Here is an 11,103-nt window from a genome sequence, read left to right as displayed (position 1 = left end):
GACGGCGTGTTGATGGTCTCGCCCTTGAAGATGCCCTCGATCAGCTTGCCGCCCGAGGTGAGGCGGAAGATCTTCGGCAGCGGCCACGAAGGCTTGTAGGTCTCCAGCCGCTCGACGGCGCGCGGCGACAGGATCAGCATGCCGTGCGCGCCCTCGCCGCCCAGCACTTTCTGCCAGGAGAATGTGACGACGTCGAGCTTGGCGAAATCGAGCGTTTGCGCGAAAGCCGCCGAGGTCGCGTCGCAGATGGTCAGACCCTTGCGATCGGCGGGAATGAAATCGCCGTTCGGCACCCGAACGCCAGACGTCGTGCCGTTCCAGGTGAAGACCACGTCGCGGTCGAAATCGAGGCCGGCCAGATCCGGCAGCGCGCCATAGCCGGCCTCGAACTTGCGCACGTCGGCGAGCTTGAGCTGCTTGACCACGTCGGTGACCCAGCCCGAGCCGAAGCTTTCCCAGGCGACCATGTCGACGCCACGCTCGCCGAGCAGCGACCAAAGCGCCATCTCGACCGCGCCGGTGTCGGACGCCGGCACAATGCCGATGCGGTAGTCGGCCGGAACCTTGAGGATGTCGCGCGTTAGCTCGATCGCCTGTTCGAGCTTGCTCTTGCCGATCTTGGCGCGGTGCGAGCGCCCGAGCGCGGCAGCTTTCAGCGCCTCGACCGACCAGCCGGGACGTTTTGCGCAGGGACCTGAGGAGAAATTGGGATTTGCCGGACGGAGTCCGGGCTTCGTAAGCGTCGTCATCGTGGTCTATCCTTCCAGATAGTGGCCCCTCGTTGGGGAGGGGTGGCCCACGGACGGCGATATGCGTTCAGGCTTCCGGCGTCAAGAGGAAAGTTTTTGTCGCTGGCGGGATACTCGCGCTGAGTCGGCAAGCAGCGGCCCGCAAAAGCAAACGGCGGATCCGCGGATCCGCCGTCAAGAATCCTGCCCCGGCGGACCTACCAGAGATCGTAGCGCAGCCCGAGCTTGACCGTCTGGTAGTCGATACCCTTGTGGATGTTGAAGGCGCCGCTGTCAAAGGCCACGTATTTGGCGCTCGGCACCGAGAAGTACTCGTAGCCGAGATCGACCGAGAGGTTCTTGCTCACCTGATAGGAGAACCCGGCGCCGATCGAATAGGCGAGGTTGAATTTTGCTTCGGAATCCTCCGATCCCTGGTAACCCGCCGGATCATCGCAGGTGAAGCCGCCGCCGCCCGACGAATCCGGCGCGATCTCGACGCAATTGCGCTCGCCCTGGGTCTTGAAATACTTGTTGTAGGCGACGCCGATGCCGCCGCCGACATAGGGCGTGATGCCGACATAGGTGCCGAGGTCGACATAGCCATTGGCCATCACGCTGTAGCCCTTGTTGGTGGCGCGGTTCGTGGCCACGCAGTCTTCCGTATCCGGGGCCGTGCCGATGATGATGACGCCGCCGGGCCCGATCGTCACCGTATTGGTGTGGCCGGCGCAGCCGTCCGGCACCACTGCGTGGTCGCCGAACTTGTTGGTCGGCAGGATGCCGCCATTGAGTTCGACCCTGAGGAAGTCATTGAGGTGGTAGCCCATGCCGATGCTGCCCGTGAACAGGCTGCTGTCGTTGGTGAAGCTGGTCGCTCCGCTCGCCGAGATCTGATGCTCGAACGGATGGCTGAACGCGTAGCCGATATCGCCGCGCAGATACCATCCCGAGCCGACCTCGACCGGCACGTAGTCCGGCGCCTGGTCGACATAGATCGGCGGATCGTAGTCGGCCGGCAGCGCCTGCGTCACCGGCATCAGCACGATGGCGGCCAGCGCCAGCGCAATACGCGATTTGAATACCATGTCCCCGGCTCCCGAACTTGGCGCGCGCCGCAAGCGCAGCACCGTTTTTCAAGGAGCATTGTTAACCATAGTGGTTAAGTGCCGGTTAAGGATAACAGAGCGTTAGCGAATTGATTTCGAAGAGCTTTCGACCTGACTTTTCTTGCAAACGAAAAACCGCCCGGCAAGGTCGGGCGGCTGAGGAACTTCTCGAATATTCAGGCGCTTACTTGGTGTAGATCGGCTCCGGCTCCGGACCATAAGGCTCCGGCGGCGGGGCGCAGTCGGACCTGCCGAACTGGTAGCGCAGGCCGCCGCGCACTTCGTGCACGTCGATGCCGCGGTCGTAGCCCGGGCCGACGTTGCTGGTCGCCTCGTAGTCGAACATCTTGCCGCCGTTGATGTGGCTGTAGCGATAGCCGACGTCCAGCTTGACGCGGTCGGTCAGGCAGTAGGACGTGCCGGCCATAAGGGCATAGGCGAAGCGCCAGCCCTTGCCGCCGCGATGGAAGAAATCGCCGTCGGCGTCGCTGTTGTGCAGCGTGTCCCACTTCACCCAGGCACCGCCGATACCGGCGCCGACATAGGGCGTGAAGCCGTGCCAGGTGCCGATATCGACATAGGCATTGGCCAGGAGCAGCAGCGCCGAATAGGACGAGGTGTCGGTCGACACGCAAGGCGTGCCAGGAGCGGGCGTGTTACAGAAGCCGCTGGTCGAGCCGCGGAACTTCGAGCCGAACATCCAGTCGCCCGTCAGATCGGTGCGGAAGTGCTGGTTGATCTGGTAGCCGACGCCGGCGCCGGCGGAGAAGGCGCCCTTCAGCTTGCCGCTGTCGAAGCTGCCGGGGATCTGCGGTGCCGCGCCATAGGTGATATAGTCGCCGCCGCCGAAACGCGACCAGTGATAATCGATGTCGCCGCGAATATACCAGCCGCCGACGTCGACGGGCTGCTCGTAGGTGACCGGCGGCGGCGCCGCTTCGACCACTGGCGGTTCCGCGAGATCGGCGGCAAGCGCCGGTCCGGCCACCCCCGCGAACAGCGCGGCAAACAGTGCCATTCTTGCTGTATTGAACATGCTTGTCACCCCTAAGAAGCCTCGGAACAACGAATCCGCCCGAATGCGATTGACCTCGGGTGTGGATAATGAATTGCAAAGGTTAAAAGCCGTTTAACCGTACCGATTAACTACGAATCTATACAATTTTAGAGCGAACTGCTCGCCCGGCCGGCCCGGCCTTGCCGAGGCGATTGCGCAAAAAAGCCCGCCGGATGGCGGGCTTTGCGAATTCGGCGGGCCGTGCGCGCTCGGATCAGGCGGCGCTGCGGGTTTCCGAAATGATGCCGACGAGATCGTTGACGACAGCCTCGACCAGCTGCGGGTCGTCGCCCTCGGCCATGACGCGGATCAGCGGCTCGGTGCCGGAGGGGCGGATGACCAGGCGCCCGGCCTTGCCGAGCCGGTTGCGCGCCTCCTCGATCGCCGCCTTGACCGGCGCTTCCTCGAGCGGCTTGCCGCCGGCGATGCGGACATTCTTCAGGAGTTGCGGCACCGGCTCGAACTTCTTCGACAGCTCGCTGACCGGCCGGTTCCGCCGCTTGATACAGGCCAGCACCTGCAGCGCCGAGACCAGCCCGTCGCCCGTGGTCGAGAAATCGGAGAGCACGATGTGGCCCGACTGCTCGCCGCCGACATTCAGCCCATGCGCGCGCATGTGCTCGACGACATAGCGGTCGCCGACCTTGGTGCGGTGCAGTTGCAGTTTCATGTCGCCGAGGAAGCGTTCCAGGCCGAGATTGGACATTACCGTCGAAACGACGCCGCCGCCGGCCAGCCGCCCGCTCTGGTGCCAGGACTCGGCGATCAGCGCCATGATCTGATCGCCATCGACGATGGTGCCGTTCTCGTCGACGATCACCACCCGGTCGGCGTCGCCGTCGAGCGCAATGCCGATATCGGCGCGCACCTCATGCACCTTCTTCTGCAGGCCTGCCGGATGGGTCGAGCCGCATTCCTTGTTGATGTTGAAGCCATTGGGTTCGACATTGATGGCCACGACCTCGGCGCCGAGTTCCCACAGCGCCTCGGGCGCCACCTTGTAGGCGGCGCCGTTGGCGCAGTCGACGACGATCCTCAGGCCCGACAGCGACATCGAGCGCGGCAGCGTGCGCTTGGCGAATTCGATATAGCGGTCGTGCACGCCGTCGACGCGCTTGGCGCGGCCCAGCCCGTCGGAATCGGCAAGCGCCAGATCGATGTCCTTGTCCAGCATGCCCTCGATGCGCTCCTCGATCTCGTCGGAGAGCTTGTAGCCGTCAGGGCCGAACAGCTTGATGCCATTGTCGTAGTAGGGGTTGTGCGAGGCCGAGATCATCACCCCGATATCGGCGCGCAGCGAGCGCACCAGCATGGCGACGGCCGGCGTCGGGATGGGACCGAGCAGGAACACGTCCATGCCGGCGGCGCACAGGCCCGAGACCATGGCGTTTTCGATCATGTAGCCGGAAAGCCGGGTGTCCTTGCCGAGCACGACACGGTGGCGATGGCTGCCGCGCTGGAACGAAAGGCCGGCGGCCATGCCGACCCTCATGGCGACTTCCGCCGTCATCGGAAACTTGTTGGCGCGTCCGCGAATACCGTCGGTGCCGAAATACTGCCCTGCCATGCGTTCCCTGATCCCCGTCGGTTTTTCAGCCGCTCGTATTGCCACAATTGAGCCGCACCCGAACATCACATTTCGTGATTATATATTACCATTCCTTAGAAAATCATTGTTGCGGGCCGTGCAAGTGATTCGACAGTCTATCATGGCGGTCCTTCTTGCGGGAACGACCAGGCGTTGCAGCTCCATTGGGTTCAAAATCGCGCGCCGGACCTTGCTCAAGGGCATCGTATCGCAAGGATTCCATCACCTTATCGGGAGGAACACAGTTTGTGAGGGTGTCCGCGCCGCTGGCATCTGGCGCGGGCGGGCGTTGAGGGCTATTGGTTTCGCAAAGGGACAACCTATGGGCGGCAGCAACGGAGAAAACGCCATGCTCATCCACCGACTTGCAACCTTGACGGGATTAGCCGTCGCAACCCTGTTCCTGGCGGCGCCGGCCAATGCGCTGACCATGGCCGAGTGTAGCACCAAGTATAACGCGGCCAAGGACGCCGGAACACTTAACGGCCAGACATGGAACCAGTTCCGCAAGGCTGAATGCGGCACCGACGCGGCGGCAACGACCGCCGAGACCAAAGCCGCCAACAAGACGGCGAAGGCGAGCGATGCGGCCAAGACCGACACCAAGGCCGCCGCTGCCGCCGACGACAACGCGGCCAAGGGCCTGACCGCCAAGGAATGCAGCACCAAATACCAGGCCGCCAAGGCTGCCGGCACGCTGAACGGCATGAAGTGGAACGACTTCCGCAAGACCGAGTGCGGCGCCGGTGCCACCGCCGCCGCTGCCGACGCCAAGCCCGCCAAGACCACCAAGGCGGCGGCCGCGACTGAGGAAACCGCCAAGGGCCTGACCGCCAAGGAATGCAGCGCCAAATACCAGGCAGCCAAGGCTGCCGGCACGCTGAACGGCATGAAGTGGAACGACTTCCGCAAGGCCGAATGCGGCCCCGGCGCCACCGCCGCGGCGGAACCCGCCAAGGCAACCACCAAGGCCGCCACCGCTGAAGGCGGCAAGGGCCTCAGCATGGCCGATTGCAGCGCCAAGTATCAGGCGGCCAAGACCGCCAACAAGCTCAACGGCATGAAGTGGAACGACTTCCGCAAGGCAGAGTGCGGCGCTGCCGCGGACGACGACGACACGGTGCCGGCTCCGACCGAGGCGACCTACACCAGCGAGCCCGAGAAGCCCACCGTTGCCGCTCCCAAGGGCGTGAAGTTCCCGACGGCGATCTCCAAGAAGTATGCCAGCGAGACGCCGGGCAAGGGCCGCATGCACACCTGCCTCGAGCTCTACTACGCCAACAAGGACGCCAACACGCTGAATGGGCTCAGGTGGATCCAGAAGGGCGGCGGCTTCTACAGCCTGTGCAATGCCAAGCTGAAGAGCTGATTTCGCTTCATTTACGGTTGATGAAGGCCCGCGAACCGTAAGGTTCGCGGGCCTTTTTCTTTGTTGGGGGTGTTTGAGCGAGTACGCCGCATTTGAGCTGGCCAGCGGATATTCCTCAGGCGTTGGCGCTGCCCCTCACCTGCCTGCCGGCATCCTCTCCCCGTATAGTGACGGGGAGAGGGGCGCTCTCATCGCCGGTCTCGCCAATCGCTAACGTTTCAGGAAAGGCGACGAGGTTGCGGCCAGCCCCTTCTCCCCGTCACTATACGGGGAGAAGTGCCCGGCAGGGCGATGAGGGGCAGCGCCGACTTTTGAAAAGAGAGCGGATCAAAAGCAAAAACGCCACCGACCAGCCGCGGCGTTTTTGGCAGGTATTCGCTCATCCTCGCCCCTGCGGCTGGGGCTCCATGCAGCCTTCCGGCTCCGGACCCTTCTTGCGGCGGCCGCCGGTGCCGGCCCTGCTCGCATCTGCATCTCGCGGGAGCGATCGGCATCGTCACCCCGCCCACACTTCCACCGCCATCTTTATAGTCGCTCGCAAAAATTCTGATTGAACATATACAGAACAAACAGTATACAAAAAGACATCGATCTCGTTAGCAACCTGGAGGGTCTTATGTCTAGTTTGAAATTGGCCGTATTGGCTGTGACGGCATTGGTTGCGTGGGGCGTCGCCCCTGCAAGCGCACTGACGATGAAGGAATGCGGAGAGACCTATCGCGCAGCCAAGGAAGGCGGCACTCTGAACGGCATGGACTGGGCCGCTTTCCGCAAGGAGAAATGTGCGATGCCTGCTCCGGAGAGTGTCAGCACGGATACGGTCAAAACCGAGCCGCAGCCGAAAAAGGAAACCAGCGCGGCGGCCGCGCCCACCGTAGCGCCGGCGGGCGTGACATTCCCGACCACGCTGGCCGCCGAGTTCAAGACCGAAAAGCCCGCGAAGGCGCGGATGAAGACCTGCCTGCAGGGGTACCACGGCAACAAGGAGGCAGGTACGTTGAACGGCCTTCGTTGGATCCAGAAGGGCGGCGGCTATTACAGCCTGTGCAATGCGCGGCTGAAAGCTGAATCATAAAAATCGGATACGGCGGATAAAGCGATTCCACAGCCGCCAGGCCGTCATCCTCGGGCCTGTCCCGAGGATCTGCTGTCTGGCGACATCTGGGCGACGGGAGTTGGAAATCGCCAACCCGGTTGCGTTGGCAGGTCCTCGGGACAGGCCCGAGGATGACGCTTCAACGTACATCCGGCGCGTCTCCCGATTCACAACGCGTCGCGTGAAGCTGTCGGAGAGGTCAAACCAAAGAACAGAGCGCTTCTGCGTTACCTGAAACGGCGAAGCGCTCTGATCTCGACCTAGAGCGGTTCAGCGTTTCATGGAATCGCCGAACCGCGCTAACTATTTGTTTCGACGCAATTCCGGACGGAAAACCGTTACACACTTTTCCTGGAATTGCTCTAGCCCTGCGGCTGCGGCTCCATGCCGCCTTCGGGCTCCGGGCCCTTCTTGCGGCGGCCGCCGGTGCCGGCCTTCGGTACGGCCGAGCCGCGGCTGGGCGGCGTGTCGTCGCCGAGGTCGCGGGCCGGCTTGTGGCCTGCGATCAGCTGCTTGATCTCTTCGCCGGTCAGCGTCTCGTATTCGAGCAGCCCTTGCGCCAGCGCGATCCATTCCTTCTTCTTCTTGGTCAGGATGGCCTTGGCCGTCGAATAGGCGTCGTCGATCAGCCGGCGCACCTCGGCGTCGATGATCTGCGCCGTCTCTTCCGAGATGTTCTGCGTGCGCGCCACCGAATGGCCGAGGAAGACCTCTTCCTGGTTGTCGCCATAGGCGACATGGCCGAGCTTGTCGGAGAAGCCCCAGCGCGTGACCATGGCGCGCGCCAGCTTGGTCGCCTGTTCGATGTCGGAGGAGGCACCGGAGGTGATGTTCTCCTTGCCGAACTTGAACTCCTCGGCGACACGGCCGCCCATCATGATGGCGAGGCGCGAGACCATGTACTTGTAGCTCATCGAATAGCGATCGCCTTCCGGCAGCTGCATGACCATGCCCAGCGCGCGGCCGCGCGGGATGATCGTCGCCTTGTGCAGCGGGTCGGCTGTCGGCACGTTGAGCGCCAGGATGGCATGGCCGGCCTCGTGATAGGCGGTCAGCTCCTTCTCGGCCTGCGTCATCGCCGACGAGCGGCGCTCCGCGCCCATCATGATCTTGTCCTTGGCGTCCTCGAACTCGGCCATGGTGACGAGGCGCTTGTTGCGCCGCGCCGCCATCAGCGCGGATTCGTTGACGAGGTTCATCAGGTCGGCACCGGAGAAGCCGGGCGTGCCCCGCGCGATCACCTTGAGGTCGACATTGGGCGCCAGCGGCACGTTGCGCACATGCACCTTGAGGATCTTCTCGCGGCCGACGATGTCGGGGTTCGGCACCACCACCTGGCGGTCGAAGCGGCCGGGCCTCAGGAGCGCCGGATCGAGCACGTCGGGCCGGTTGGTGGCGGCGATCAGGATGATGCTTTCGTTGGACTCGAAGCCGTCCATCTCGACCAGCAGCTGATTCAGCGTCTGCTCGCGCTCGTCATTGCCGCCGCCCAGCCCTGCGCCGCGATGGCGGCCGACAGCGTCGATTTCGTCGATGAAGATGATGCAGGGCGCGTTCTTCTTGGCCTGGTCGAACATGTCGCGGACGCGGGATGCGCCGACGCCGACGAACATCTCGACGAAGTCCGAGCCGGAGATGGTGAAGAACGGCACGTTGGCCTCGCCGGCGACCGAGCGGGCAAGCAGCGTCTTGCCGGTGCCGGGAGGGCCGACGAGCAGAACGCCGCGCGGGATCTTGCCGCCGAGGCGCTGGAACTTCTGCGGGTCGCGCAGGAACTCGACGATCTCTTCCAGGTCTTCCTTGGCCTCGTCGACGCCGGCGACGTCCTGGAAGGTGACGCGGCCGTGCGCCTCGGTCAGAAGCTTGGCCTTCGACTTGCCGAAGCCCATGGCGCGTCCGGAGCCGGACTGCATCTGGCGCATGAAGAATATCCAGACGCCAAGGATCAGGATCATCGGCAGCCACGAGATCAGGTAGCCGAACAGCGAGTTGGAACCGTCGGATTCAGGCCGGGCGTTGATGGTGACGTTCTTGTCCTGCAACCGCGACACCAGCGACGGATCGCCAGGCGAATAGGTCTGGAAGCCGGTCGAACTGTCGGTGTAGGTGCCGGAAATGCGGGCACCGGCGATGGTCACCGTCTTGACCCGTCCAGCCGCGACATCCTGCAGGAACTGCGAATAGGCGACCTCGCTCGAGGCGCCACGCGTCTGCGGCGTCTGGAACAGGTTGAACAGGGCGATGAGCAGGACCGCTATGATCGCCCAGAGCGCGAGGTTGCGATAATTCGGATTCATCTATTGTCCCGTTGGGCGTCCGCGGACGGACACGCATGATCAGAGGAAGCTTGGGCCTAACATAGGGAGAGCGCCTCCCCTTGCCAAGCATAACAGCACGTGTGGGTTAAGCTTTCGCCCAACCATCAGCCGGCACTGTGGCCGTGGAAAGGCAAGGCCGGGAGCGGCGGCGCGCCGATCAGCCGGGCCACGGCGGCGGCGGGCGCAAGATCGAAGGACGGCAGGAAACGCGCGAACGGCGCCACGACCGGAGCGATCCCGACCTGCGGCGGCACCCCGGCCTCGCCTGGAAAGCTATAGCATTCAGCCTCGCGCCACAGCGCGGGCTCGGCGGCAAGGGCTGCACGTGCAAGGCTCGGCGGCGTGCCGTCCTCGGCGACGGTCCGCTTTGCCGCGGCCGCCGTGCCCAGCGGCCCGATCAACAATCGGCTTTCCCTGTCGGCCAATGTGATCCGCCGCCGACCATCCCAGAGGCCCTCGCTGGCGGCCGGCGCCAGCTCTGGCAAACCGCGTGACTCCCGGCGCAGGAAGATGCCGGAACGCCGTGCATCGAGCACCGTCCGCGACAATGTGGCGCAAAGCGATCCGGCCCGAAGTCGCTCGAACAGCGCCTGGCTGCGGGCCGCGTCCGGCAGGAAGGAAACGCCGCCGATCGTCGCGAGCAGGATGCGCAAGGCATAGACAGCACTTTCAATGTCGCCGAGCGCGGCGAAGGCCGGATCAAGGCGAACGAGGCCCTGGGCCGGCATGCTGGCAAGATCGCGGATCAGCAGGGCTGCGCGCCGGCCAAGCTCTTCACGGCTGGCGGCGGCTTGCCCAGCCGACGCCATCGCCTGCGCGAACCGCCGCGCGCCGTCGTCGCCGGCAAGGGTGGCCCTGACGCGCGGCCGCTCGAAATGCCGATCGAGATTGGTCGGGTCCTCGGCCCAGGCGATGCTCTGGCGGCGCAACACTTCGCGCAGCGCCGCGCGCCGCGTGCCGAGCAGCGGCCTGACGATCCAGTGTTGCCAGTCGTAAAGCGTGGCCGGCGCCATTCCGGCAACGCCGCGCCCGCCCTCGTCGCCGATCTCCCTTTCGCGTCGCGCCTCTTCACGGCCCCCTTGTTCACGCGCTTGCCGCATGAGCACCGTTTCGGCCTGGTCGTCGGCGGTGTGGCCGGTGAGGATGAGGCCAATGCCGTCCGCTTGCGCCGCCTCGGCCAGCAGCCGGTAGCGCGCCTCGCGCGCGGCGGCGGGCAGGCCGGACGACGGCTTCTTGCCCGACCAGACGAGGCTGCGGTGCGCGATGCCGCGCTCGGCGCAGAGCCTGGCCACCTCGCGCGCTTCCGCCGCCGAGCCTTGCCGCAGATCGTGGTCGATTGTCACCGCCAGTAGCCTCGTGGCCGGCGCGACGCGGTCGAGATGGGTCTTGAGGAGGATGAGAAGGGCGGTCGAGTCGCTGCCGCCGGACACGGCTGCAACGGCGCCGTCAGAAAAATCGATATCAGAAAAAAGCCGTTCCGAAAGGTCAGGCTCGGTGTCGAGCATCACCGCATGTCGTCCAAAATTGGTCCCGGCTTGGGGACGACGACATGCAAAGGAGCTAGCACGCCGCGAGCGCCCGTTCCTGCTTGACCCGCTCCTTAAGCGCGCTGGAGATATCGGGGTAGCGCTTGCCGATCTCGCCGAAGGTGGCGCAGGCGACGTCGTTCTGCTTCAGCCCGACCAGCGACACACCGAGCTTCAGGAGCATGTCGGGCGCCTTCTTGGCCTTCGGGTAGTCCTTGCTGGCGGCGAGGAAGACCTCGGCCGCGTCGCGATATTTCTGCTGCCCGAGCAGCGACTCACCCAGCCAGTAATGCGCGTCCGCCGCCTTTGTAT

At 64.5% G+C, this 11,103-nt stretch carries 10 protein-coding genes; 2 read left to right on the top strand and 8 right to left on the bottom strand.

Going from position 1 to position 11,103, the window contains the following annotated elements; translation table 11 throughout:
* The 4 genes from EN780_RS17805 to glmM form a co-directional block, all read right to left on the bottom strand.
* A partial coding sequence (locus tag EN780_RS17805; protein WP_128274861.1) for a phosphoserine transaminase occupies positions 1-749 on the bottom strand: 749 nt, incomplete at its 3' end.
* 197 nt (positions 750-946) lie between these two features.
* Positions 947-1,816, bottom strand: a complete 870-nt coding sequence (locus tag EN780_RS17800) for an outer membrane beta-barrel protein (RefSeq protein ID WP_127393486.1) — start codon at positions 1,814-1,816, stop codon at positions 947-949.
* A gap of 205 nt (positions 1,817-2,021) precedes the next feature.
* Entirely contained in the window at positions 2,022-2,873 is an 852-nt protein-coding gene (locus tag EN780_RS17795) for an outer membrane protein (RefSeq protein ID WP_128274860.1), read from the bottom strand.
* A 235-nt stretch (positions 2,874-3,108) separates the two neighbouring features.
* On the bottom strand, positions 3,109-4,461 hold the full coding sequence (gene glmM, locus EN780_RS17790; RefSeq protein ID WP_128274859.1) for a phosphoglucosamine mutase: 1,353 nt from the start codon (positions 4,459-4,461) through the stop codon (positions 3,109-3,111).
* A 370-nt stretch (positions 4,462-4,831) separates the two neighbouring features.
* On the opposite strand from glmM, the gene EN780_RS17785 reads away from it, so the two are divergent.
* Positions 4,832-5,851, top strand: a complete 1,020-nt coding sequence (locus EN780_RS17785) for a hypothetical protein (protein ID WP_128274858.1) — start codon at positions 4,832-4,834, stop codon at positions 5,849-5,851.
* A gap of 218 nt (positions 5,852-6,069) precedes the next feature.
* Here the strand turns inward: EN780_RS17785 and EN780_RS38850 are convergent, their stop codons facing one another.
* Positions 6,070-6,234: a hypothetical protein gene (locus EN780_RS38850; protein WP_189556597.1), complete on the bottom strand. Its 165-nt coding sequence runs from the start codon at positions 6,232-6,234 to the stop codon at positions 6,070-6,072.
* 233 nt (positions 6,235-6,467) lie between these two features.
* Between EN780_RS38850 and EN780_RS17775 the strand changes: the two genes are divergently transcribed.
* Entirely contained in the window at positions 6,468-6,926 is a 459-nt protein-coding gene (locus EN780_RS17775; RefSeq protein ID WP_128274857.1) for a hypothetical protein, read from the top strand.
* A gap of 383 nt (positions 6,927-7,309) precedes the next feature.
* On the opposite strand, the gene ftsH is transcribed toward EN780_RS17775, so the two are convergent.
* From ftsH to ybgF, 3 genes are all read right to left on the bottom strand, one after another.
* The gene (gene ftsH, locus EN780_RS17770; protein ID WP_127311644.1) at positions 7,310-9,244 is read right to left on the bottom strand and encodes an ATP-dependent zinc metalloprotease FtsH; all 1,935 of its coding nucleotides are present in this window, start codon (positions 9,242-9,244) and stop codon (positions 7,310-7,312) included.
* A 125-nt stretch (positions 9,245-9,369) separates the two neighbouring features.
* A complete protein-coding gene (gene tilS, locus EN780_RS17765) occupies positions 9,370-10,770 on the bottom strand; it encodes a tRNA lysidine(34) synthetase TilS (RefSeq protein WP_128274862.1) in 1,401 nt (466 codons plus the stop codon).
* 55 nt (positions 10,771-10,825) lie between these two features.
* On the bottom strand, positions 10,826-11,103 hold a 278-nt coding region (ybgF, locus tag EN780_RS17760), incomplete at its 5' end, for a tol-pal system protein YbgF (RefSeq protein ID WP_128274856.1).

Source organism: Mesorhizobium sp. M4B.F.Ca.ET.089.01.1.1, assembly GCF_004022605.1.
In the GTDB taxonomy this organism is placed as follows: Bacteria; Pseudomonadota; Alphaproteobacteria; order Rhizobiales; family Rhizobiaceae; genus Mesorhizobium; species Mesorhizobium abyssinicae.
This window is presented reverse-complemented; position numbering and strand designations above follow the sequence as displayed.